This window comes from Nostoc sp. CENA543, from assembly GCF_002896875.1.
GTDB lineage: Bacteria > Cyanobacteriota > Cyanobacteriia > Cyanobacteriales > Nostocaceae > Trichormus.
In genome coordinates this window covers 5,102,431-5,128,230 of record NZ_CP023278.1, presented here as the reverse complement: position 1 = coordinate 5,128,230, position 25,800 = coordinate 5,102,431, and the positions used below count along the sequence as shown (strand labels likewise).

General features: G+C 40.0%; 22 protein-coding genes. 11 read left to right on the top strand and 11 right to left on the bottom strand.

The window, feature by feature from the left end; translation table 11 throughout:
• The first annotated feature begins 166 nt into the window (after window positions 1–166).
• The gene (locus CLI64_RS21385) at window positions 167–697 is read left to right on the top strand and encodes a DUF2808 domain-containing protein (protein WP_103139102.1); all 531 of its coding nucleotides are present in this window, start codon (window positions 167–169) and stop codon (window positions 695–697) included.
• Window positions 698–800: 103 nt separating this feature from the next.
• Here CLI64_RS21385 and CLI64_RS21380 read toward each other — a convergent pair whose 3' ends face one another.
• A complete protein-coding gene (locus tag CLI64_RS21380) occupies window positions 801–1,469 on the bottom strand; it encodes a hypothetical protein (RefSeq protein WP_103139101.1) in 669 nt (222 codons plus the stop codon).
• Between the two features lie 67 nt (window positions 1,470–1,536).
• Window positions 1,537–3,828 (bottom strand): putative PEP-binding protein, encoded by a 2,292-nt coding sequence (locus CLI64_RS21375; RefSeq protein ID WP_103139100.1) that lies wholly within the window; start codon window positions 3,826–3,828, stop codon window positions 1,537–1,539.
• A gap of 476 nt (window positions 3,829–4,304) precedes the next feature.
• On the opposite strand from CLI64_RS21375, the gene CLI64_RS21370 reads away from it, so the two are divergent.
• Window positions 4,305–4,763, top strand: coding sequence for an MgtC/SapB family protein (locus tag CLI64_RS21370; protein WP_103139099.1), 459 nt, complete (start codon window positions 4,305–4,307; stop codon window positions 4,761–4,763).
• Between the two features lie 113 nt (window positions 4,764–4,876).
• Complete coding sequence (locus CLI64_RS21365; protein WP_103139098.1) at window positions 4,877–6,511, top strand: N,N-dimethylformamidase beta subunit family domain-containing protein; 1,635 nt, start codon at window positions 4,877–4,879, stop codon at window positions 6,509–6,511.
• 51 nt (window positions 6,512–6,562) lie between these two features.
• Here CLI64_RS21365 and CLI64_RS21360 read toward each other — a convergent pair whose 3' ends face one another.
• Window positions 6,563–7,159, bottom strand: a complete 597-nt coding sequence (locus CLI64_RS21360) for a DUF3318 domain-containing protein (RefSeq protein ID WP_103139097.1) — start codon at window positions 7,157–7,159, stop codon at window positions 6,563–6,565.
• A gap of 202 nt (window positions 7,160–7,361) precedes the next feature.
• On the opposite strand from CLI64_RS21360, the gene CLI64_RS21355 reads away from it, so the two are divergent.
• Window positions 7,362–7,622 carry a hypothetical protein gene (locus CLI64_RS21355; protein ID WP_103139096.1) on the top strand — a complete coding sequence of 87 codons (261 nt, stop codon included), beginning with the start codon at window positions 7,362–7,364 and terminating at the stop codon, window positions 7,620–7,622.
• Between the two features lie 75 nt (window positions 7,623–7,697).
• Here the strand turns inward: CLI64_RS21355 and CLI64_RS21350 are convergent, their stop codons facing one another.
• The 5 genes from CLI64_RS21350 to CLI64_RS21330 form a co-directional block, all read right to left on the bottom strand.
• A complete protein-coding gene (locus tag CLI64_RS21350; protein WP_103139095.1) occupies window positions 7,698–9,320 on the bottom strand; it encodes an iron uptake porin in 1,623 nt (540 codons plus the stop codon).
• Window positions 9,321–9,464: 144 nt separating this feature from the next.
• Window positions 9,465–10,076, bottom strand: coding sequence for a Crp/Fnr family transcriptional regulator (locus tag CLI64_RS21345; protein WP_103139094.1), 612 nt, complete (start codon window positions 10,074–10,076; stop codon window positions 9,465–9,467).
• Window positions 10,077–10,949: 873 nt separating this feature from the next.
• Complete coding sequence (gene phoU, locus CLI64_RS21340) at window positions 10,950–11,618, bottom strand: phosphate signaling complex protein PhoU (RefSeq protein WP_103139093.1); 669 nt, start codon at window positions 11,616–11,618, stop codon at window positions 10,950–10,952.
• 28 nt (window positions 11,619–11,646) lie between these two features.
• Window positions 11,647–12,978, bottom strand: coding sequence for a cell wall metabolism sensor histidine kinase WalK (locus tag CLI64_RS21335; protein ID WP_103139092.1), 1,332 nt, complete (start codon window positions 12,976–12,978; stop codon window positions 11,647–11,649).
• Between the two features lie 59 nt (window positions 12,979–13,037).
• Window positions 13,038–13,790 (bottom strand): winged helix-turn-helix domain-containing protein, encoded by a 753-nt coding sequence (locus CLI64_RS21330; RefSeq protein ID WP_103139091.1) that lies wholly within the window; start codon window positions 13,788–13,790, stop codon window positions 13,038–13,040.
• Between the two features lie 583 nt (window positions 13,791–14,373).
• On the opposite strand from CLI64_RS21330, the gene CLI64_RS21325 reads away from it, so the two are divergent.
• Both CLI64_RS21325 and CLI64_RS21320 read left to right on the top strand, forming a co-directional pair.
• The gene (locus tag CLI64_RS21325; RefSeq protein ID WP_103139090.1) at window positions 14,374–15,357 is read left to right on the top strand and encodes a hypothetical protein; all 984 of its coding nucleotides are present in this window, start codon (window positions 14,374–14,376) and stop codon (window positions 15,355–15,357) included.
• Between the two features lie 52 nt (window positions 15,358–15,409).
• Window positions 15,410–16,489: a hypothetical protein gene (locus CLI64_RS21320; RefSeq protein ID WP_103139089.1), complete on the top strand. Its 1,080-nt coding sequence runs from the start codon at window positions 15,410–15,412 to the stop codon at window positions 16,487–16,489.
• A 538-nt stretch (window positions 16,490–17,027) separates the two neighbouring features.
• Here the strand turns inward: CLI64_RS21320 and hisA are convergent.
• The 3 genes from hisA to CLI64_RS21305 form a co-directional block, all read right to left on the bottom strand.
• Entirely contained in the window at window positions 17,028–17,801 is a 774-nt protein-coding gene (gene hisA, locus CLI64_RS21315; protein WP_103139088.1) for a 1-(5-phosphoribosyl)-5-[(5-phosphoribosylamino)methylideneamino]imidazole-4-carboxamide isomerase, read from the bottom strand.
• Window positions 17,802–17,955: 154 nt separating this feature from the next.
• Window positions 17,956–18,243, bottom strand: a complete 288-nt coding sequence (locus CLI64_RS21310; RefSeq protein ID WP_103139087.1) for a DUF3593 domain-containing protein — start codon at window positions 18,241–18,243, stop codon at window positions 17,956–17,958.
• Complete coding sequence (locus tag CLI64_RS21305) at window positions 18,240–18,587, bottom strand: DUF2499 domain-containing protein (RefSeq protein WP_103139086.1); 348 nt, start codon at window positions 18,585–18,587, stop codon at window positions 18,240–18,242. Before CLI64_RS21305 ends, CLI64_RS21310 begins: the two co-directional genes overlap by 4 nt.
• 320 nt (window positions 18,588–18,907) lie before the next feature.
• Here CLI64_RS21305 and csaB point away from each other — a divergent pair, with 320 nt between their 5' ends.
• The 5 genes from csaB (at window position 18,908) to CLI64_RS21280 (ending at window position 25,510) form a co-directional block, all read left to right on the top strand.
• Window positions 18,908–19,945 carry a polysaccharide pyruvyl transferase CsaB gene (csaB, locus tag CLI64_RS21300; protein ID WP_103139085.1) on the top strand — a complete coding sequence of 346 codons (1,038 nt, stop codon included), beginning with the start codon at window positions 18,908–18,910 and terminating at the stop codon, window positions 19,943–19,945.
• 660 nt (window positions 19,946–20,605) lie between these two features.
• Entirely contained in the window at window positions 20,606–21,349 is a 744-nt protein-coding gene (locus CLI64_RS21295; protein WP_103139084.1) for a hypothetical protein, read from the top strand.
• 278 nt (window positions 21,350–21,627) lie between these two features.
• A complete protein-coding gene (locus CLI64_RS21290) occupies window positions 21,628–21,921 on the top strand; it encodes a hypothetical protein (RefSeq protein ID WP_103139083.1) in 294 nt (97 codons plus the stop codon).
• A gap of 196 nt (window positions 21,922–22,117) precedes the next feature.
• Entirely contained in the window at window positions 22,118–23,845 is a 1,728-nt protein-coding gene (locus tag CLI64_RS21285; protein WP_103139082.1) for an NAD(P)/FAD-dependent oxidoreductase, read from the top strand.
• A 114-nt stretch (window positions 23,846–23,959) separates the two neighbouring features.
• Window positions 23,960–25,510 (top strand): NAD(P)/FAD-dependent oxidoreductase, encoded by a 1,551-nt coding sequence (locus CLI64_RS21280; protein WP_103139081.1) that lies wholly within the window; start codon window positions 23,960–23,962, stop codon window positions 25,508–25,510.
• Window positions 25,511–25,800: the final 290 nt, after the last annotated feature.

Sequence of the window (25,800 nt, the reverse complement as noted above, 5' to 3'; positions counted from 1 at the left end):
GATATAAATGATTCAATTTCATGGCATCTAACTGGGAAATTGATTCATGTATATTGCTGCGGCTATATAAATTTACTTCCTATCTGTGCAGTAGCCATCAGTAAAAACTTTTTTGTTGAGTCATTTCACAAAAAAGTCCGATTTTCTATAACCATCCCCAATTGACATGAATAACCTTTCACATCTGTGTAAAACTTTATTAGTGAGTACAGGACTATGTTTATTTGCTGTTCCTGGATCTCCGATATCAGCCTTAGCACAAGCACCAAAACTGCTGTCTACGGCTACAACTTATAATCATACGAGTGCTTGGGACTCAACTTATTATTTCACCGTTACAGTCCCAACCACAGCTACCCCATTACAAACGATCGCCCTGACTCAAATTACAGGTTTAGAAGCGATTGATTTTGATTCGCAAGCAAGTTACGCCTTTACTGGGACAAGCGATCGCCAAGGTGAAAAACTGGGAATTTCCCTAGCTAAAGGTAGTCAACCCCAAACAGTGATTGTCAATCTCAACCAAGCGATCGCCCCAGGACAAACAGTCACTATTGCACTCAAACCTTTCCGTAATCCTCAGTACGAAGGGGTATATCAATTTCGAGTCCAGAGTCTAGCCGCAGACAAACAAACCAGTAACTATGGGCTAGGTACTGCCCGTCTACAATTCTATGGTGTTGTAGATACTGAATGATTGACCATCCGAATTTGAGATTTTGGGTTTTAGATTGAATCTAAAATCTCAAATTTTTTGACCATACATCTTGGATTTTGTATTTTGGGTGACGCTGGGGCTGCTAATCAAAAGAGTAACCTGCAAAGAAAATCTCTACAGGTTGATTTTCACTGTAGATCACAATATATCTTCCTTCCCCACGATTGATACTTTCCCAAAATGTTTCCCAAGCTTCTTGGTCTGCTTCTTCTATGAGAATAGATACGACCATTTCTCGTGTTGGTTGATCTGTGCCAAATAGTTCAATTAACTCATTTTCGGGTACAGGAGAAACAGCACCAGCTTGGGGAAATAGAGAAATTTCCTGCATATCTAAAATAGAACTTGTTCCCTCTTCTGCGTATTCATCTAACACAGCTTCTATCGCTGCTTGAACACTACCGCACTTTGCGATTAACTCTTCAGGAGATTCTCTAGGAATCTGACTTTTTGAGCATGTAACTAAGTCAAATATAGAACTTCTAGCTTCAGCTCCGTAATCATGCCAAACAGCTTCTATTGCTTTTTCGACAGTACCGTATTCTGTAAGTAACTCTTCGGGAGATTTTACTGATTGACTAGATCTGCTAGATTCTTGCGGAAAACTTTTCACCAAATTTGCTGCATCATCATTGAACCATGCAGCCCTGCCAAAGCGACCGGCGCGGAATTCTTGTTCACGCAAAGTCTGTAAAACGGAGTTAATATTTGCATCATAGCAAGCAAAGTAATGCCAAGGATTACCGCCCATAAAGTCCCTGAATAGTTTTTGATTAACAAATTAACTAACTGTGTTGATTTGGCTCCAGTATAATTCCTTACTCAAGTTTCTGGCGGGCGGCGGCTAAGAGTAAACGCTGTTCAGCACGAGCGATCGCCTGATATGTTTGTTCTAGGGCTTCTGGTTCTACGGAAATAGAAGTAATTCCCCACTGCACTAGTTGATCAATGATTTCTGGATAAATAGCTGGTGCTTGGCCACAGATAGAACAAGGTATTCCTGCGGCTTTTGACATTTGGATGAGTTGAGAAATTGCAGCTAGTACCGCCGGGTGGCGTTCATTGAATACTCTTGTTAATTGGGTTTGTTCGCGGTCTACCCCTAAAATTAATTGTGTCAGGTCATTTGAACCAATGGAAATACCAGCAACCCCAGCTTTGACATATTCAGGTAGTAAAAACAAGACGCTGGGGACTTCTGCCATCATCCACAATTGAAACTGGGGTATTTGAGTTAGTCCCATTTGCTCAACTTTTTGTTGACAGTAAGTAAATTCAGGGACACTGCGAACAAAGGGTAAGAGCAGGTTAATGTTGCTATAGCCAGCTTTTTGGACATTGGCGATCGCACTTAATTCTAAATCAAATACAGCCCCATCTTGGATATAGCTGAATGTACCGCGATCGCCTAAACTTGAGGTAACTGTGGAAGCTGCACTAGTTGACGATAATTCGTGCGATCGCCAGTCTAAGGAGCGATAAAAAATTGGTTTAGGCGCGAAAGCACGGGCAAATTCCGTAATTTTTTCAGTTAAATACGCCAATAATTCGGATTTTCGTCCCTCTATCACCCAAAAATGAGGATGTTGTCCTTTGAGTAGTGGGACTAGCATGAGTTCCGAGCGTAATAATCCTACGCCATCTACAGGTAATTTTTTGACTTGCTCAATTAAACTCGGTTGACTCAAATTAACCAACAGTTGGGTAGCAATCATTGGTAAGTGAGAAGTAACAACAGTTTGATGGGAAGGCGAGGGGAGTAAGAAGGGGGAAGTTTGCTGTTGCGGTTCTTCCTCACTCACTTCAGCATCTCTGAGGCGATAAACTTCTCCACGATTACCATCCACTAATAAACGCTCTCCATTTTGAATAATTACTGTAGCATCGGTTGTACTCACTACAGCCGGAATACCCAATTCTCTAGCCAAAATTCCTGCATGACTAGTCAAACCTCCCTGTGCTGTGATCAAACCCCCTGCCTGTTGCAACAGTGGCAACCAGTCTGGTGTAATCTTAGGTACTACTAATATTGCGCCGTTGGATATTTGTTCTGGTTTTAATTGAGTATTTGTGACTACATGAGCATAGCCTGTAACTCTTCCTCCCGCAGCACCTATACCTTTGAGAGTTTGCAAATTGGGAATTGCTAATTGGGGGGTGTTGACTTGGGTAATGTAAAGATTTTGACTGTTTGCTTCTTCTGCAATTGTCCAATCAATTGTAAAGTTATTACCCAATTCACTCACCAATTGATGACCAAGGGTGATGACTTGTTGTAAAAATTCTTCTGGTAAAGCGTATTGTTGCTGTTGCGCTTCTTCCACTAAATAGACTTGAGGAATGCTGTGGTGAATGCTTAAGGTTGGTGTTTCGTGACTCAAACGATAAGCTAGGATTTTATTCCCTAGATGCTTTTGTAAGACTACACCTGTATCTGGCTGGATGTAGTATGTATCTGGTAAAACTTCACCTTGGGCGATCGCATTTCCTAAGCCCCAAGTCGCTTCAATTGTCCAGCCTGTAGGATTCACCCTCAGCACGCCACTAGCAACCGCATTCGTGACTGGTTGAATTAAAACAGCTAAATTCAGTTGCTGTAAATTGATCTCCAAACGTTGCCAACAAAATAGACTTTTCGCGGAAAATAATTGACTCCAGATAGATTTTAACGCCCTCGCGATCGCCACTTCATCACAGTGACAAAAACTGGACTCTAGCAAGCCTGAAGTGTTTCGCACTTTGGGTATAGCTAAACTTGGACGTAAAATTAAATACTCTGTTTGCCATCCCTTGGCAGTGTTCAAGATTGTACTCACCCAGTCAGAAGGGACATTAGCAGCAAGAATTTCTTGACGCAAACGACTAGCTACTTGCTGGAGTTGTCGCCAGTTGCCGACATCTAAATGTAAAGAAGAATGGGGTAAGTTGGCGACTAACGACTCAGTGGTATTAATGGTTTCTAAAAATAGTCGCATGAATTCTTCCGACACCACAAAACCAGAGACCACAGGGTAGCCACGTTGTCTGAGTCTACTCAAGTAGAATGCTTTCTCACCTACCTGGGTGCGGTCTTGTAGTTTGATTTGGTCTAACCAGTAGAGTCTATCCACTCAATTTTTTGCAGATCATTGATGTAGTTTAAAACAGGAATAGGCAATGGAAAGTAGAAAGTAGGGGAGTAAAATTTAGGTTTGTCAAGGTGTAGGGGTATCAACATCCACAAGTGACAAGGTAGAAGTTAAAAGGCAAACAATCATCCTTGTTTACTTTTTCCCTTTACTTTTTTATATTTTATTTGTATTATTTATTACCTTCAATCTGGTTTTGGCAAAGAAAACAGGTTATGAAGAATCAGCCTTTTCCAAACGGCACGCAATTTTTCCCAGAAAGTTTTGAAAAATTCATATGCCCATACACAATAGTAAAAGGCTATCTCAATCCCAGAAAAGTAGCAAATGAGTGTGAAGTAACTTTTCCCCAACTCTCTACTCCCACTCCCTAATTACACTTGTTCGCTGATCATAAAACAAGTATCATAATTCATCAATTAATCCAGAAGACAGTCTTTCTTATATATGTAATCACAGTGTTAAACACTTACGAGCTTGCACCTAATGATATACTCAACATAATTTTTCGGCTGAGTTTAGCTTTAATGAGTGGCGCAGTCATCGGTTTAGAACGAGAAATCCGTCAAAAACCAGCCGGATTAAGAACTCATATGCTCGTAAGTATTGGTGCGGCTATGTTTACTTTAGTACCCTTGCAAATCAGTACATCAGCATCGATATCGGAAGTTATCAGTCGAGTTATTCAAGGTGTTGCTACGGGTGTAGGGTTCTTGGGTGCTGGAGAAATTGTGCGTGAATCTTCCCAAGCATCACATCGCCTGGAAATTCGGGGATTAACATCAGCCGCAGCTATTTGGATTTCAGCTGCATTGGGAATTGTGGCTGGCTGTGGGTTATGGCAATTAAGTTTGATTGCTACGTGCTTAACTTTTGTGATTCTCAAATTTTTCAAAAATTGGGAAAATGGACACTAGTCAAATTTCAATTGTCACAATTTTTTCTATGTTTTGAGATATACAAGTCACAGTCAACGTGAAACAATCAAAACAGAGTGCAAATTTGATTGCTTACATTCTTTGAGACTGTAATGTTATCTACACATCCCTTAAAGTTTTTTACCAGAGTTATATTATCTTGTCTGCTCAGTATTGCTACGATCGCACTTTTTAATCAACCCTATGCGATCGCGGCTGATTTGGCAAATTTCCATCAGGCAAATAATCCCATAATTATAGAAAATCAAAAAGTTGGGACTACAGCTTGGCAATTGACTAATCCGGCGACTAGACGAGAAATAGAGGGTTATGCTTCCCTGACTAGTGTGAATCGCGGCGATACAATTAAGTTGTTCGTCAATACTAAAGAGCCAAACTACACCATAGAAATCTTTCGCATGGGTTGGTATGGTGGTGCTGGTGGTAGGCAAATGGCGGCGGCGATTAAAAGAGTAGGAGTCAAACAACCACCGCCAATTATCGATAAAGCTACTGGTTTGATTGAATGTGACTGGAAAGATCCATACATTCTTAAAATTCCCTATAGTCCTCAAGACCCGACACAATGGGCTAGCGGTTTTTACTTAGCTAAACTCACTGGCAGTAAAAGTGGTAAGCAAAGTTACATTATTTTTGTGGTGCGTGATGACTCTCGCCCTGCTGATATTCTCTTTCAATCCAGTGTGACGACTTATCAAGCCTACAATAATTGGGGCTGGATGTCTCTGTATCGCTGGAACAGTCGCGGTAACAAAGCTTTCAAAGTTTCCTTTAACCGTCCCTATGCTGCTAGTCCCAATTCAGCCGCCGCTTATGGAGTAGGTGCAGGAGAGTTTTTAACCAATTTACAACCCAAAAGAAGAACTTCTAGTGCAGGTTGGGAATACAACATGGTGAGGTGGCTAGAACGTTCTGGTTATGATGTCACTTATGTTACAAACATCGATACCCACGAAAATCCTCTAGATATTAATACTACCAAGCCCATGCTATGGCTACACAAGGTCTTTCTTTCCGTGGGACATGATGAATATTGGTCATCTCAGATGCGGCAAAATCTGGAAACTGCGAGGGATTATGGCTTAAATTTGGGATTTTTCTCTGCTAATACGTGCTACTGGCAAATACGTTTAGAACCTAGTGCTATTACCAAAGAAATGAACCGTACTATTGTTTCTTACAAAGAAGATGCGGCATTAGATCCTTTTGCCAGAGATAAAAATCCTACTAATGATTTTTTAGTGACAACTCTTTGGCGTAGCAAACCTGTGAATCGTCCAGAAGAAGCACTGATTGGAGTGATGTATGAAACGTTTCACGTGAATGCTGACATTATTTTGAATAACACCGCGCCAGATTGGTTACTAGCTAACACACAACTAGATCAAAATCATGGTGCAGCATCGGTGCAGAGTAATCAAAAAACCAACCCTAACCAAATGCGTTTGAAGGGGCTTTTAGGCTATGAAGTTGATCGAATGTTTCGCTACGCCCCAACTAATACAATTCGTCTAGCCCATTCACCTTATCGATATAAGGGTAAAACTAGATACTCAGATATGACTATATACACTGCCGATTCCGGCGCACTAGTATTTGCTACTGGTTCTATACAGTGGAGTTGGGGTTTAGATGATTACAACGCACCAAAGTTACACCCCTCTGTCTTAAATCCCGATGCCCAGGCTATAACTCGTAATGTTCTCAATCGAATGATTGGGAAATAGGGAGAAAAAGGTAAAAGGCAAAAGGCAAAAGTTGACAAGATGCTTTTGTTTTCACTTTTCTGGTATGCCAATTGGTGATAACCCAGCGATCGCCCTTAAGTTTTGGCAACGGATTAAGTCAATAAAATTTAAAGTAGAATTCCCTTCGATTTTATTGACTGTTTCAATGGCAGAGAGTAAATGTTGAGCTGCTGCGGCTTCTGTGTAACCCCGTCTTTGGGCAACTTTAATCGCTGCTAAATCAGCATTAATCTCGGATTCTTGAGATTTATTAGTCCCCCAAATGCGAACAAGGGCGATCGCACTTAATCCCCCAGCCACCGCCACACCCACCGCATCTGATTGGCTTAACTCCACAAATGCGCCAACTAATCCAGCCACAGCTACACCTTGATAAACATCAGGTTTAAACCATCTCACCCCCGTTAACCAAGCAACTTTTTGCAACAACAGCAAATCTCGTTGAGGCTTTGATAGTCGCCCCCACAAATCAAAGTTAATATATATCGGTCGTTCCCGATTCCAAGGAAAAGGAAATGACACATCTATTACCTTGGGCTGTTCTGGTTTACTGACAATCTTCGTAGTCATACGCCCAGAAGCAGGCATAACATCGAATAAACGACGAATCTCTATGTTGGATTCCATTGGTTAATAGTCAATAGTCATTAGTCATTAGTCATTAGTCATTAGTCAATAGTCATTAGTCATTAGTCATTACTTCTACCTTGTCTCCCCAGTCCCCAATCCCCAGTCCCCAATCCCCAATCCCCAGTACCAACGTATTCTATGATGTATTGTAAGAAACTTATCTTTCTGAATTACGAATTACTAACTACAAATTATACTAATGGACGCTTTTGCTCCCATCCCACCTGAATGGACACACAAGGCAGTTCACGCTTATGAGTTTTGCTGCCCTAGTTGTCGTGCTAGTAGTTTAGAAGCTGTGCAAGTTTGGATTAATCGGCGATCGCCTGTTTTAACTGAAGGTAATCGTCGCAAGTGGCAGGAATTTTATCATTGTCAATGTGGTTGTGTGTGGTGGGCTTGGAGTAGCGATCGGCCTCCCTCAGACTTAATCAAACAGCAAGATTCTGAGCTTGAATAATTAGATGAAAATAAAAAGCCCACTCTTAAGCGGGCTTTTTGTTTGATTTAGGACTGAACTAAACTATCACCAGTTTTAGAAACTGAAAGTTGTACGGATAGTACCAACGTAGATAGCATCTCTGTCGTCTCTGTGTTCAGGGTTGAAGATCACCAATAAACCAGGTGTGATCTGAATATTATCAGTCAACTGAATTTTGTAGATTCCTTCTAGATGATAGGAGTTGTCGCTATCTTCTCTTCTGGTATTGTTAGCACCAATAAATTCGTTGTCAGTAACTTTAGGTGGTTGGCCAAAAATCAGACCCAGTGTGTTACCTTCTCTACCGAAGTCTTTTAAAGCCAAGCTAGCAGCCCAATACCAAATCTCAGCATTTCTGCCTCTATTTGAGCCAGATTCAGCTGTAGCGACAGTGTAGCCTGCCCAACCACCTACAGTAAACTTTGAGCTAGGCTGGAAAGTAGCTTGAACACCATAGTTGTTGGATGTGATGGCATAGTTATTGTTAGCAGCACTTAATGGGTTGTTAGCAAAAACACTACCAGTGCTGTTAAATAGGTTTACAGTGCTGAATCTATTTTGATAAGTGTGAGCGTATGCAAAACCCAGATTTAACGCTTTGCTAGGTTTGAAAGCTAATTGACCAAAGAAGGTGTTAGTACCATCGAAGGCACCATTACCATCGTTAGGGTTGTTAGAACGAGGAGCTAAGTAAGCAGCTGATAAGGTAAGAGGCCCGCCGTTGTCAAAATTGACTGTTAAACCAGCACCACCGAAACCTTGACGATAAATGGGGCTAAAACGACCATAGCGAGACAGTGCGCCTCTACCCGAACTGGCAAAGTCAGGGTGGAAAACATTAACGTTTTCGTTTAACTCAGCACCAGTAGCATCCACTTTGACTTTGATTGCATCGGTCAGGTTGAAGCTGTAGTTGAGTTTATCTATGACAACGCCATTACTATTGTCACCATCAAAACCCAGACGGGTCATGTTGGTTCCAGTTACTGTACTGTTGGATACGATATTACCTGCATTCAAACGAGTTTGCAGTCTGTCTTTCCCGGTGAAACTGGTATTGAGGGTAAGACGTACCCGATTGGAGAAAGTAGTGTTGCTTTGTAAATCTTGGCCATTATCGGCTCTTTCATCACCAAATACTTGAGAACCAGCGAAAATGACTTCTCCAGAAAGTTTAGTGGTGGTGGAGAACTGATTTGCCTCTAATTCAGCAGTGCGTGCTTCTAGTGCATCAACACGACCGCGTAAAGTAGCTAATTCCGCAGAGAATTCTTCTTGCAAACGCTGTAAGGTAGCGAGGTCTTCTTTAGTTACCAAATCAGCTGTCGCTGTAGCAATTAACTCGTTAACTCTGTCTAAACAAGCGTTTAAACCAGCAGCAAATTCATACCGAGTTAAAGCACGATTCCCACGATATGTGCCGTTAGGATAACCTGCGATACAACCGTAACGCTCAACCAAAGATTGTAATGCTTGGAAAGCCCAGTCAGTAGGCTGAACATCGGAAAACTGTGATACAGATGTTACTTGACCCATATCTTGAGAGGCTTGAGTCAATTGGGCAACACTGGTAACATTTTGATTCGCTTCTTCAGCCCAAGCAGCATTAGCAGCCAAGAAAGTTGCAGCAAGGATTGCGGGACTTGCTTTGACAGCATTCCAGAATAGTTTTGTCATGATATTACTTCCGCTCACACCAACGAGTTCGCACTCATGGTAAAATTTCCGACTCAATTATTTTTCGTAGGATAATTTACACATGATTTCAGTAAAGATTATACATATTTACCGTTGATTAACACAAGAGTGTTGCTGATTTTTTTAAGATTTTTTCAGTGATTTGTCTGGTGGATATAGAATAATCCGGCGTTGATGACGTAACAGCATTTTTGCTGTTTCAAATTCTTGCAGTAAACGTGTAATTGTAACTCTAGTGGTGTTTAAAACTTCTGCTATTTCCTGATGGGTAATATATAGTTCTATAAGGCAACCTTGCTCTAAATTGCGCCCAAACTTTTTACTTAGCCACACCAAAAATTCCCATAGACGTAAGGAAATGGGTTTGCGGTTGATTATGTGTAAAAGCTCTTCTGAATTTTGAATGTGTGCTATTAAAGCATCTATATATTGATGTCTAAGATGCAGAGGCACCGTAGTTACTTCAACACTAGTTAAACATTCAATTTGATAAGGTTTGAGATTAGTTAAGTTATATCCTATCAAATCACCCGGCCCCCAATAGCCCAAAGTGATAAACGTTCCTTCTTCGCTCCATGTCAGCGTACGCACCGCCCCCCTCTCAATCATCCACATAACATCACTGCAAGGCTCGATGACCTCTTTACGAGTAAAAAGCCGTTGAGTTAATTGTCCAGCCAAGGGAATATTTTTTAGTAAAGTAGAAGAATCTGGGGATAAAATAATCGAAGACATTGTGGGAGCTGTTCCTGTAAATGGAATTACTGGATTGTTAGTGATTTAGAATTAACTATTAGCTGATTTCGATATTAATCGAAATAGATTAATTAATAAATTAAAGTAATTATTATAATTAGATTTAGTTTAGCTCTCTTGTTCGGGAAAATTTATTCAGTCAATGTCTATTGATTTTGGCTCAAGCTATATGATGTAAATTCTTAAATGACCGCATGAATAAGCAATTAGACATGAATTTATAGTGAGAGTTTAGTATCATCTTACTACTAAATCTAATTTATGGATAATAGATAATTATTGATGCTATTCATCAGAGTATTAAAAGTTAGATACTTATTGATTTCACAGCCAAATTTAATTGCCTGAGTTTAAGGAAAGGTAATGATACGGTAAAGGATTACGTGCTTTCAGTAACTTTTAATGATTTCATTAGGTTATGACACAGTTTTAAGTATGAAATTGGACAAGGTAGACCGGGTGGACAAGGTGGAATTTATTTCCTAACTCAGTCAAGACTAAACACTGCACTAACAGCACCTGCTAAACGCCGGGCTACCGCTAACACCAATTCGCAATTCGCAATGGACTAACGTCCCGCTTCGCTAACGCAATTCGCAGTTCGCGGTTCGCAATTAAGACAGTCAGATACCACTTGGGTTTCAAACTTTGCATCTGTTGCTGAATTTTGGAGAATTGGTATAAAACCACTCATCACTCATCACTCACTACTCAGCACTCACTACTCAGCACCGGCTAAACGCCGCGCTACCGCTAACAGCACTCATCACTCAGCACTCTCATCGCAGATAAAAATAAAGGATTGGCTGATAAAACTTGCCAATCCTTGATGTTGCCAAATTTTGCATAAATTTAAGAACGTTGACCAGTGACGATATAAGCCACCCTTTGACCGATATTCGTTGAGTGATCTGCCATTCTTTCCAGACATCGAATCGCCAAAGCCAGTAAGATAATTGGTTCTACGACTCCTGGCAAGTCCCGTTGTTGAGCTAGGGTTTGATAAAGGCGATCGTATGCACTATCTACAGTATCATCTAAATTTTTAATGCTCCGCCCACCAACTTCATCTAAATCAGCCAAAGCTACTAAACTCGTTGCTAGCATAGCTTGGGCATGGTGGGACATGACAGCAATTTCTGGTAAAGACTGATGAGGCGGATAGGGAAAGATTTTAACAGCAATATCAGCTAAATCTTTAGCATAATCACCGATGCGTTCTAAATCGCGAACTAACTGCATAAAAGCACTCAAACAACGTAAATCTTGCGCTGTCGGTGCTTGTAAGGTCATGATAGATGTACAGTCTGATTCTATTTGTCTATAAAAACGATCAATTTTTTTATCTAATCGGGGAAGTTCCTCAGCTGCTTGTAAATCACGAGCAAATAAAGCCTGGTGGCTGAGGCGACATGATTGTTCTACCAAAGCACCCATGCGTAATACATCCCGTTCTAAACGCCTGATGGCGCGTGCTAACTGGGGACTTCCAGAGTTAGGGCTATAAATAACAGCTTTCACACTTGTAGTCTCAAACGTGAAGATATTTTTAACTATAGTCTTGGCTTTGGGAGTTTGCCATCACCTGTGGGAATTGGAGTTGCATCCATGCGCCACCGGTTTGGGGATGGTTCATAGCTTTGATCGAACCACCATGCGCTAAGACAATTTGTCGCACGATCGCCAGTCCTAAGCCATTACCGACAATAGTTTCCACTGGACTATTTGCTGGTAAAGGGGAATGGGTTCTGGCTTTATCTCCACGATAAAATCGCTCAAAAATATGGGGTAAATCTTCTGGTGCAAAACCTGTGCCAGAGTCAATCAGATTAATTTCTAAAATAGAGGAATTAATCTCACCCCCTTGATGATTTGCTGGCTGCAATATTTTGGTTTGAATTTGAATATCAGCAGCAGGTGGACTGTATTTAATACTATTATCTAGCAAATTCAGAAAAACTTGGTAAATTTTGGCTGAATCGGCTTTAATCCAGATACTTTCAGGGCCAGAATAGGCTAGAGATAAGTTTTGACGTTGTGCTAAGGGTTCTAACGTTTCCCAAACAGAGAAAATCAGCGATCGCACTTCTACCGCTTCAGTTTGTAATTGTGCCGCTAAACTAGTCTCCATTTGGGTGAGTTCTAGCCAGCTTTGCACTAAGTTAATTAATCGGTCTACTTCCTGCATTAAGCGATCAACCCAGCGATTTAAAGGCGGTTCTAAACGATTTTGCAGGGTTTCTACCACCAAGCGAATTGAAGTTAAGGGGGTTCGCAACTCATGCGCCAAGTCAGAAAAGGAACGTTCTCGGACTTGGTTCATGTCCTGCATGGGTTGGCGATTTTCTAAGAATACGCCGACTTGACCATTCGGTAAAGGTAAACTAGCAGCACGCAATGCTAAAGATTTAATTGTCGGCATTTCCGCCGGATTATCACAAGAGGGATGAAACATCCACTCCTTATTTTTAGCGACTTGCTCATCACGAGTTTGCTCAATTAACCTATCTAGTTCATAGGAACGCACTAATTCTAGCAACAGGCGTACCTGTCCTGGTTGCCATCTTTGCAGGTACAAGAGTTTCCGGGCTTGTTGATTACACCACAGCAGCTGATTTTCTTCGTCTACCTGTAAGTACCCCACTGGGGCAAAGTCCAGCACATCTTGATAGATTTGTAATGACTGCTGTAAATCCTGTCCCTGCTGTTTGATGATGGCAATTTCTTGCCGTAGTCGTGGTAGCAAAGGGGTTTTGACTTTAGCGGTGCGGGAATTTAAAGGTTGGAGTACGCGTTCCAGGTAGCGGTTTAACTGAACCTGTTGCCAAATCCAAAATCCAATGCCTACCGCTAAACCGAGAAGAAATCCCAATAAGAGCATTTGAGGAAAGAGTTGTTAGTTGCTGGTGATTAATAAAAACTAACAACTATCTCACTAGATTATCCGAATCGATAGCCAAATCCTCTGACAGTCACAATATATTCTGGGTGGCTGGGGTCTTGCTCTAGTTTTTCCCGCAACCACCGGATGTGAACATCTACAGTTTTGCTATCTCCCACAAAGTCAGGCCCCCACACTTGGTCTAGTAACTGTTCCCGTGACCACACCCGACGGGCATAACTCATAAATAATTCTAATAGACGGAATTCTTTGGGGGAAAGGTTAACTTCTTGCCCACGTACCAATACTCGACATTCTTGGGGGTTTAAAGTTACGTCTTTATATTTGAGGACTGGTAGCTGTGGTAAGGTGCTGAGGCGTTGACGACGCAGCAGCGCACGACAACGGGCGACTAATTCCCGCATACTGAAAGGTTTGGTTAAATAGTCATCTGCACCTACTTCTAAACCCAAGACGCGGTCAGTTTCGCTGCCCTTGGCACTCAACATTAAAATCGGGACAGGGTTGCCTTGATGACGCAGCAAGCGGCAAATATCTAAACCGTTGATTTGGGGCAACATAATGTCCAAAATCACCAAATCAAAGGGAAACTCTCCGCCGTTGGGTTCAAAACTTTTCAGATATTCGATCGCAGCACGCCCATCAGGGGCTGTGACTACGCTATAACCTTCTTCTTCTAATGCTACGGCTAGCATTTCTTGGATTAGCTCTTCATCTTCTACCACCAGAACACGGCTTGTTTGTCCAATGTCTGCTCTAGCAGAATATTTGATCGATTCACTGGTGTACATTGATATCACAAAAGTCTAACCCTGTGCTTGTATCAATATGATAGTTGAGTTAATTATCTGTCTTCAGTGCATTCACGCTTGCTCTATCGTGAATTATGCTGCAAAAAAGTAATTCCAGTAACAGTAATACATATATCATAAATTACTCTACTTGCAAGCAGGCGATCGCATTTACTTTAACTCATGACAAATGTAGGTGTGCAGGGGTAGAAAGGCTTGACAACAGCAGACTCATCTGAGTATACTTATAGTACATAAATACTATAAACAGCAAAGGCTTCCACCGCACCAAACACCACATCAACAAGTTGAGTTTTGCTACTCATACTTAACTTTAGTATGGGTAGTTACCGGATTTCAGTAATTGCACTGCATTAATAATCTTCATTTCCAAGCTACTCTGAAATGTCTGCATAGAGTAGTTATACCAATTCAAAATTCAAAATTCAAAATTAAGAAAGTGAGACTCAGCATACCTTTTAGTGTTGGTATCTGTATCAGAATTTCAGTGAATTGGTATTAATTGGTATGACTTGCTACTCATTTAACTATTCTCAAACATCTACACCATAGGAGTTGAAATATGACAACAGTTGCCCTCAAAGATAGCAAACAGCAACTAATGCAAGCATTTCAACAAATTTTGAATGAGCAGAAAAAATTAGAATCTAAAATAGCCACTAAGCAAGAAGAGGCTGATAAAGCTAAAAATCAAGAAATTCTAGCAGTGGCTTCTACATATACTGTAGATAGTATCGTCAAAGGTTTAGCAGATTTACAACTAGAATTTGGCAGTGTAGTTAGTGCTTTATCAGAGAAATTAGCCAAAGAAAATTCTAAATTAGATGAACTCAATAAAGCTATAGAAATTGAAACTCAAACTTTACAAGAACTACAGAAAATTAGAATTGTTGCTGACACTCTAGATATTTTAAATCAAGAACACCAAGAAAAACTCAGAATACTAGATCAAGATACTGCCAGTAAGCGAGAAAGCTTAGAAAAAGAAAGTGCTAATCAACGTAAAGACTGGCAAAAAGAACAATTAGCATACGAAGAAGCATTGCAGAAATATAATGAATTATTAGCTAAAGAACGTCAGCAAGAACAAGAGGAATATCAGTATAAACTCGAAACAACCCGTAAACTGAACACAGATGCCTATGAATCGAAAAAACGCAATTTAGAAAGAGATATCCAAGAAAAAATTCAACAAAAGGAAAAAGACTGGACTGAAAGAGAAAATGTATTAAATGCAAATAAGACTTTATTTAGTGAATATCAACAAAAAATAGCTAATTTCCCCAACGAATTAGAGGAAGCTATTAAAAAAGCTAGAGAAGAAGCAATCAAGGAAACTAGTCAGAAAGCAAAAATAGAAGCTGATTTATTTGAAAAAGAATGGGAAGCTACTAAGCAAAGCTATGAATTGAAAATTAAATCTTTAGAAGAGACTATCCAGAAACAAGTTGAACAAATAGAAAGTATCTCCGCTCAATTGCAATCCACATTAAAACAAGCACAAGACTTAGCAATGAGAGCCTTTGATAGTTCTGCTACCAAATAATCAGCAGTTTGTTCATGTTTAATTCCCAGTGAGTGCGTAAAAAGAGGTACTTATGGCCACCAAGAAATTAACAGATAAAAATACCAAAGCCGAGATTCTTCAAGCCTATGAAGATTTACTCAAGGAGACATCATCACTCAAATCACAAATTAATCAACCCGCAAAAGAGAAACCACCTGCTACTCAACCTCAAGCTAAACCAGAACCCAATAAAATTATGAATCAGGCTGCTACTATTCAACAGAAAATGAATTATACAATTGAAAGTCTAGCAAAAATTCAATTGGGATTTGGTAGTGCAGCTAATGAATTATCAGAACAATTAACTACACAAGCATCTAAGTTAGAAGAAATCAGAAATTCTGTAGAGACGGAAGTTGAACAGTTAAAACAATTGCACAGCTTAGAAATTAACGATAATACTTTAGACACTCTAATAACCAGCTATGAAGAGAATTCTAAAGCTTATCAAGATGAATTTGAGCAGCGTTATGAGTTACTCTCACAAGAAGTATTAGCAGAAAAAACCGCTTGGCAAAAAGAACAAGAAGAATATCAAAGAACTGTCAAAGAGAGAAATGATAATTTAAACAAGAATAGACAAAGAGAAACAGCAGAATATAAATATGATTTAGAACTGCAACGCCGACTCAATATTGAAGAATACGAACAACAGCAGAAAGTTTTATATCAAGAATTAGAAGCCTCGCAGCAGGAAGCAGAAAAACAGTGGAATGAGCGAGAAAAATTAATTGCAGAAAGGGAAAAGCAGTTTGATGAGTATAAAACTAAAGTAGAAGCTTTCCCCAAGGAAAAAGAAGCGGCTGTGAAAAAAGCGACAGAAGAAGGTAAAGGAATCGCCCATTACCAAGCCAAAGTTAAAGCTGATTTGTATGCTAAAGAAGTAGATGGGCAAAAACGTTTTTATGAACAGCGTTTACAGTCTTTAGAACAAACAATTTCTAACCAAGAAAATAGGCTACAAAATCTCTCCAAACAACTAGAATCAGCCCTCAAACAAGTTCAGGATTTAGCAGTGAAAGCGATTGAAGGAACTGCAAATATTAATTCTTATCAAGCCATGAAGGAAATCGCTTTAGAACAGGCTAAAAGTCAAGTTAAAAATAAATAGTTAAGTGCAGAAGTTTTTTAGTTTTTAATACAGTTTAGGTTTGTTAGGGAAGAATAAGTTTGTAGTAAGAACTTCAGTCCTCATCTCAGGACTAAAGTCCTTACTACAAACTTAATGGTCTGTTTTATCTGGACGACCATTATTGAGGGGTTTCTTTCTAGTCTTACTGGTGTTAGTTGTTTTTTGATTGGGTGGTTGTTTGGAATTAGGTTGTTGGCTAGACATAAGGCGAAGTAGTGTAATTAAAGACAATGTTTATCTACATCTAGCATATGGCTATTTTCTGAAAATAGTTAAAAATTTTACATAATAAAAAAGAGACGTAATTAATTTTACGCCTCTTAAGAGAAGGAAACCCAATTAGATTTAGCAAATAGAACTAGAGCAATTAACTAGTAAACTTGACTGCATTTATACAACCATGCAGTTACAGTAATGAAGAAAGATAGACAAACCGTTGATTAACTCTCTATATTTAAAGCTACAACGGTGTCAGGGCGTTTTCCAGAAATTACAATCAGTAATTTAGCAGTTAATATTAAGCGAAAGAAGAAAAATCTAAATTGGGTGGGATATCTTGAATTCGTCCTGACCCGATCGCTTGCAATGCTTCCCTTAACGAAATATCACCAGTATACAGGGCGCGCCCGACAATTACACCTGTAACGCCTTGGGGTTCTAGAGCCAACAAACTCAACAAATCAGTCACAGAACTAACACCCCCAGACGCAATCACAGGAATAGAAATTGCAGCAGCGAGTTCTCGCAATGCTTCTAGGTTTGGCCCTTCGAGAGTCCCATCACGGTGAATATCAGTGTAAATGATTGCAGCTGCTCCCAGTTCTTGCATCTGCACAGCGAGTTGGGTAGCTAATACCTGTGAAGTTTCCAACCAACCACGAGTCGCTACTAGTCCATTCCGCGCATCAATGCCAATAATAATTTTGTCAGGAAACTCTTGACACAGTTGTTGTACTAATTGGGGTTGTTCAACAGCGACAGTACCGAGAATCGCCCAGCGTACACCCAAATCAAATACTTGTTGTACACTAGCTTGGTCACGCAGTCCACCACCAATTTCAATGGGGATAGAAATTGCTTGCGCGATCGCTTCAATCGCCTGCAAGTTTACTACTTTACCAGCCTTTGCACCATCTAAATCCACAATGTGCAATCTAGTCGCACCTTGATCTGCCCATTGTTTAGCCACATCCACAGGATTTTCACTAAAAACCTGAGAGCGATCGTAGTCTCCTTGATACAGTCGCACACAACGACCATCTAATAAATCAATTGCTGGAATCACATCCATAGTAAATTTTTCCCTGTATGGTCAATAGTCAATAGTCAATAGTCATTAGTCAATAGTCATTAGTCAATAGTCATTAGTCATTAGTCATTAGTTTTATCTCCCTGCCCCCTGCCCCCTGCCCCCTGCCCAGTCCCCAATCCCCAATCCCCAATCCCTACTTCTTCAACTGCATCACAGCTTGACGGAAGCCCAAGACAACCAAAATATTAGAAAGTGTCAAGAAAACTTCTGCACCACCATGCAGCCAATCGATGTTAGCTAGGGCTTCGCCATAATGAATTTTGGCGTATATGCCGGCGGGAATTGTCACCGCTACAAAAACCAACGTCCCGTAAAATCCATACAATGCTAAACGGGGTAATTGTTGACTGCGGGTGATAAACCACAAGAAACCCAGGTAAGGAAACAGTGATAAGGCAAAAAGGGTGTCTTTCGATATCATCGCTCTGATTTAATAGATTTCGGCTCAAAAGAATCTGTTTCTGTCTTGGTACTACGGGATTCACGCCAAATCCACACCGCCGCAGCCCAAAGGGTAAAATTACCAACTACAGTCATAGTAGCTTGCAAGGTTACTAACCATTCTAAAGATTCGGCATTGTCGTAATAATGCCAAGTGCAAGCACACATAGCACTCACCAAAGCTGGTAACATCCCCAAAGACAATCCCCACCAGCTACGATTTCCAGTGAGTTCGCCATAAGTCCAAATTAACCAAATCGCCGCCATCCACTCAATGACGCTAGAAACATGAATAATCCAAGTGGGAATTGAAAGAGCGTGCATAGAAAGTTAGTCAATAGTCAATAGTCAATAGTCAATAGTCATTAGTCATTAGTCATTAGTCATTAGTCATTAGTTATTAGACTTTAACACCCAGAACTCATTACTCAGCACGGGCTAAACGCCCCGCTTCCGCTAACAGCACCGGCTAAACGCCGCGCTACCGCTAACAGCACTCAGCACTCAGCACTCATTACTCAGCACTCACTTAATCTTCGCACAGGCTTATTCAACTTTTTGTAGCAAGATGGCTGACATTGGGTGAAGTAATCCGAAAAAGTTGATAACCTTAAATCCGATATTCAAAATTTTTTGTGGTAAAGATGCGATCGCTATTATCTGGGTATTACGGTAAGGGCAACGGTGGTGATGAGGCTTTGTTAGCTACACTACTGCAAATGCTACCATCTCATGTCACGCCTGTGGTGTTGTCGGGCAATCCAGAACAAACGCGCGATCGCTACAATGTAGAAGCCTATGACCGAATGTCACCCCTGGCTGTATTGCAAGCTTTACGTTCCTGTGATGCTTTGATTTGGGGTGGAGGGAGTCTAATTCAGGATGTTACTAGCACCATAAGTCCTTTTTACTATGGGGGGTTGATGGCGTTAGCCCAAAGTATGGGTTTAAAAACTATTGCTTGGGCGCAGGGTATTGGCCCTTTGGTGCGCCCCCAAACTCGATGGTTAGCAAGACAAAATTTTACTGGTTGTACTAAAGTCAGTGTACGCGATCGCGCCAGTTCAGCTTTATTATCTGATTGGCAAATCCCCCACATCATTGCACCTGATCCTGTCTGGGCTTTAGCTGCTAAACCAGTACCCGCAATTTGGGATTTACCCCAGCCTAGAGTCGCTGTCACTTTAAGGAAGCATCCCCAATTAACGGAAGCGCGTTTAGCCAATTTCATTCATGCTTTAGTAGAGTTTCAAAAAGCTACTCAAAGTTTTATTATTTTGCTGCCATTCCAAAAAAGTGAAGACCTGGAAATTGCTCAAGCTATACAGCCACACCTTGCAGATGTCAGTCAGATTTTGTCTCTTGAAGATCCGCAGATATTAAAGGGCGTATTTCGAGATGTAGAAATGGTAATTGGAATGCGACTCCACAGTTTAATTATGGCTGCGGCTGAAGGCTGTCGCTGTTTTGCTTTGAGTTATGACCCCAAAGTTAATCGTTTAATGGAAGATTTGATGATACCTGGCTGGGACTTAGTTAATTTACCAGATGAACCACAGTTAATTAGTCAAACTTGGATAGAATATTACACTAATGGTCAGGCAATCTCATCTGCAACTATCCAAATACTCATAGATGGCGCATTGCAACATCGTAATTTGTTAGGTGAAGTTTTAAGTTAGATTTTTAGGCACAATTTTTAAGGTAGATAATATAACCTTAGTACAAGCTTAATTAATATTCAATTTTTTATCATCTATCTTTTGATTGATCTTTAAATATGAATCACTAAGAAAATTTATATGTAATATTGACTACGTAAATTAACACACTCTCAAATCAATTGCTTGCTAGTAGCATCAACCTAAATATAGGATTTTCCGCCTTTATTTTTTCTCAAAATCTGTAATAGCCCAGATTTTGCCGATTGTGAATTATCGTCAAACCTTGACAATTAAGTATAAACCACAAAAAAAATTGTCTTTTGTATCACTTCTATTTCTTTGGAGAATCAAATCTATTGATGTGTATTCTGTTCACCATCAGCACTGGAGCAAAATATATACCTGATTAAATTTTTCTATTTGTTATTCTCAGTAAATATTAAAAGCTGGTGTTTAAAAATACATTGTATTAATGTAGACTTTTTTACATACAAAAATAGCGAATCACACGGATATCTTTATTAAAAGAAAAATATTAAAAAATAGTTAATAAGTTCATTCAGATTCCATTTCTAGCACTCAAGATATTCAATAAGTAGAAAAACTAGCAAGATTATGAGTGCTATGTTTTCATGATTTTCCGCAGCTAAATTATTTATCGGATATAGGGCATTAAATATGAAGGAAATACTTGCATTCATTGATGCCAAGAAGCAAGAGTTTGCCCATTTACCTTTGTTGAAATTCATGCAAGACACCAGCATAGAACCAATCCAAAGATTGGCTTGGAGTCCTTGTGCCACACCTTTTATCATGGGGTTTGGAGAACTGAACAAATACGCATTTCGGGATTTGACAAGTAATGATCCTATTCAGATAATCATTAATAAACATACTGAAGAGGATGACCATCACTGGCTATGGTTTCTCTCAGATATGGAAAAACTTGGCTTTGATTGCTCGTTAAAATTCAGTGACACCGTAAAATTTTTATGGGATGAAGAAACTCAAATACCTCGCTGGGTAATTCATCAACTATTTTTTTATGCGTGGAAATCAGATCCTCTCCATAAACTAGTCATTATTGAGGTATTAGAGTCTACAGGCAATATTGTGTTTGCCCATGCTACGAAAGTTGCCCAAGAATTGCAAGTATTGACAGGGGATAAATATCTGTATTTTGGAGGATTTCATCTAGCTGTAGAAACTGGTCATACTACAGGTACGGATAACATAGAAACTTCGCTACAAAGCTTGGAATTGACACCAGTGCAATCTCAATCTGCTTTGGAACTGGCAGAGAAGATATTTGCCCTAATTACAGAATTAGTCAATGCACTCTTTCAATATGCTATCACTCATAATCAGCAGCTAGAACTGAAACAGATATCTCCGATTAATAATACTGTCTCAGCCGCCTAACTTAATTCTATGCAATATAACTTGATGACTACAAGTGAATCCTTGAAAGTAGTCTAATGCCAATTAATTTGCAATTGCGATGGGCTAACGTCCCGCTACGTTGGCGTGGCTCTCGTAGATAAGATAGCTATTAATAAACTCAGATAATATCTGGGCTTCAATGTTTGCATCTGTTGCTTAATTGTAGAGAACTGTTAATAAGTTGCAGTGCCTGAATATAGCAGAATTTTTATGTTTAGCACCTACCCCAATTTACCCACTGACTGAGGATCAAAATCATGTCTAATGTACAACAAAAAACCCTTGATATCGTTCACACCTGGACTGAAAATTTAGATATCTCCCATACCTGGACTGAGAATTTAGAATTCTCCCACACCTGGACTGAGAATTTGGATATCTCCCACACTTGGACTGAAAATTTGAATATTTCTCATACCTGGACTGAGAATTTAGAATTTTCCCATACTTGGACTGAAAATCTAGAATTTTCCCATACTTGGACTGAAAATCTAGATATTAACTATCCTGCTATGGGCAACGCAAAAGCTGCATTATCTGGTAATGCTTAAAAGTTAAAAAGTAGATTGCTCGTCTAACTATTAGCATACTGAAACTTTCCTATGGGTAGGTGTGTTTTCAGTATGCTCTATTAAAGTAGAAAATTATCTTTGATAGAGAAGCTGATAGTTAGATCAAAGCAATTGTCTGTGGTTTGACAGTGATTGTTGCAGTGCAAAATTTACTCTTCACAAATCCCAAATTCTTATGAACCATTATGATGTTGTAATTGTTGGTGGTGGCCCCGCAGGTAGCACAACCGGCACTCTATTGAAAAAGTATAATCCTCAATTGCGTGTATTAATTCTGGAAAAAGAAAAGTTTCCACGGGATCATGTGGGTGAAAGTCAGCTACCGCAGATTAGTGAAATCCTTGATGAGATGGGATGTTGGGATAAAGTAGAAGCTGCTAATTTCCCCATTAAAGTTGGGGGTAACTATCGCTGGGGAAAAGATCCAGAACCTTGGGAGTTTCACTTTTTACGTCTAGAGGAATTTAAAGATGAACCTCGTCCAGCCAAGTTTACAGGACAACGCAAACAAACAGCGTTTCAAGTAGACCGGGCGGTTTATGATGAGATTCTGCTGCGTCATGCTGAAGAATTGGGATGTGAAGTCAGAGAACAAACAGCAGTGGTGAAAGTAGATACACAAGGCGATAGCCTCCGGCGGGGCGTAGCCCATCGCATCACGGCCTTACACTTGAATACTGGGGAAACAATCACTGCAACTTACTACGTTGATGGTTCTGGCCATGTCGGTGTATTGCGAAAAGCTGTAGGTGTGCAAACAGAATGTCCTACACAACTGCAAAATGTCGCCATCTGGGATTATTGGGAAAATGCAGAGTGGGCGGTAGAAATTGGTGTGGGTGGGACTCGCATACAGATAATGAGCTTACCACACGGATGGATTTGGTTTATTCCCCTCAGCCCCACCCGTACTAGTGTTGGTTTTGTTTGTCCAGCTAGCTATTACAAACAAGCGAAAAAATCAGCCGCAGAGATTTATCATCAAGCACTCCAAGATGAACCGCTAATTTCTAAGCTGCTGGCTAATGCTACTAGCAGAGGTAATATTGAGATTACGAAAGATTGGTCTTTCCTAGCAGAGAGAACCACAGGGGAAAACTGGTTTTTAGTAGGAGAAGCCGCAGGTTTTGCTGATCCGATTTTATCTGCGGGTTTAACTCTCACCCATGTAGGCGGTAAGGAGTTAGCATACACCATATCTGCACTACTCCAAAATCAATATGATGCAGATTGGTTAAAAAGCCAATACGACCATAATCAACGCCGTCGCGTCCAACAGCATATCCGCTTTGCAGATTACTGGTATGCTGCCAATGGTCAATTTACAGACTTATATGACCACTGTCAAACCATCGCCAAAGAAGCCGGTTTAAATCTCAGTCCCGCCGAAGCCTTTCGCTGGTTAGCCCAAGGTGGTTTTACCAATGATATTGTTGGTCAAGCTGTCATTGGTGGCTTTGACTTAGGGGCGATGAAACAGATGGTACAGCGTTTTTCCAAAGAGGAATTACCTTGGGAAATTAGCGGTTACAACGTCTTTGAGTTAAACATTGACGACACCCAAGAAGAATTCGTTGCTGTGTATAGCAACGGTGCAATTACACGAGTAAAATGCTACCGCAGAGAAAATGGCGATCGCTTACCGATTACCGGTCTTTATGGTTTATTAATTGATATTCTCAGCCGTACGTCTGATATTGAGCAAATTTATCATTACCTCATTAGTTTGTTCAAGAACCGCTTTCCCGCCGAACATCTCCGCATCGCCATCCAGCATACAATGTTCTGCTTAGAAGTCATGGCTTTAGAAGGTTGGGTAAAAGCCTCTTTAAATCCTGAGAAACCACCACTGAAAATTTCTATGCCCGTTGAAGGTCAATTACATTACTCCGGTCGTAGTTAATTTACTTAGGGCTGGCGGAAAAAGTTCTTTGGTGGGGGTAGGGAACAGGGAATTAGTAAAGATTTTTCCCATTCCCCATTCCCCATTCCCTCTGAATACAGGACAAAACTAATAATGCAAACAAAGAAAGTATGTGTAATTGGGGCTGGCGTTAGTGGATTAGTCACAGCAAGAAACTTTATAGAAACTGGCTATGAAGTCACTGTGTTTGAAACACAAGCGGGAATAGGTGGTGTGTGGGAAAAATCTAGAGTCTATCCAGGGTTGACTATTCAAAGCCCCCGCGATACCTATGCCTTCCCTGATTATCCCATGCCTGCATCCTATCCAGAATGGCCGACCGCAGAGCAAACACGCAATTACTTAATATCTTACGCCGAACATTTTGGTGTAACTCCCAGAATCCGTTTTCAAACGGAAGTAACTCAAGTCACCAGAAAAACTTCAGAAATACCAAAATGGTTAGTTAATATTCGGTTTCGTGATCAGGTTTCTGGAGAACTTCAACAGGAACAATTAGAGTTTGATTTTGTAGTTGTGTGTACTGGAATTTTTCATATTCCTTACCAACCTTCTCTACCTGGAAAAGAAGAATTTATTGCTGCTGGGGGTCAAGTATTACACACCACAGAATTTAATAACACCTCGATTGTAGAAGGTAAGCGGGTAGTTGTGGTAGGTCTGGGTAAATCTGCGACTGACATCGCCACTCTATCTGCTGATGTATCTGCAAAATGCACAATGGTGTTTCGTCAAATACCTTGGAAGATTCCTAAATTCTTCTTGGGAAAAGTAAATATTAAGTATGTTTTGTTAACACGCTTTGCTGAAAGCTGGCTACCATATCGTAAGTTAGAGGGTATGGAATGGCTACTACACAGTATTGGTAAGCCATTAGTCTGGGCTTTTTGGCGCATTAATGAAATACTACTCCGCTATCAACTCAAGTTAGATGCTTGCGGAATGATTCCTGATCAACCCCTGACTAAATGGGTGGTTTCTTCTATCGCTTTAGAAACTCCTAATTTTTATCAGTATGTTGCTTCTGGGAAGATTCAAGCAAAAAAAACTGAAATTAAACGGTTTGTTGCTGATGGTGTAGAGTTAGCCACTGGAGAACATATACCTGCGGATATTGTGGTATTCGGTACAGGATTTCGTCAAGATGTACCGTTTTTAGCAGCAGAAGATCGTCAAACCTTAATAGATAAACAAGGAAATTTTCAACTTTACCGCAATATTATTCACCCTCATATTCCCAACCTTGGTTTTGTGGGTTACAACTCCAGCAAATTCTGCCCCCTAACATCAGATATTAATTCTCAGTGGTTACTGGAATACTTCCAAGGTAATCTCAATTTGCCTACACCACAAAAGATGTTAGAAGAAATAGCTTTAGAGTGGCAATGGAAAAAGCAAGAATGGGAATATGGTTTACATCATGGCACATCGATATTCCCGTTCAGTTTTCATTATATTGATGAATTAATGAGTGATATGGGGATAGTAGATACTTCGCCAATTTGGCAGAAAATACTCAAGAATATTTCACCTATGTCTCCAGCTAATTATCAACGAATTAGACAGACTTTAAAGTTAAGAAGACCTTCTTATGTAGATAGTTTTACTATCAAGCCTCGTGAAACTGTTGGTGTTAGTCAATAGTCAATAGTCAATAGTCAATAGTCATTAGTCAATAGTCAATAGTCAATAGTCAATAGTCAATAGTCATTAGTCATTGGTTATTAGTATTGTGAATTTATATTGATATTCTACTGCCATAACATAATATGTATACACTCTATAAACTAGGGTGTATTTTTTTTGTTTCGTGCATACTGATAACGCGGAACTCGTAGAGTAGGCGCAAGGATGAAAATAATTACACTATAATCATTAATTTTGCAAAATATTCTATGAGCTATGCTCTCAACGGAACAATAAAAATCAATTTT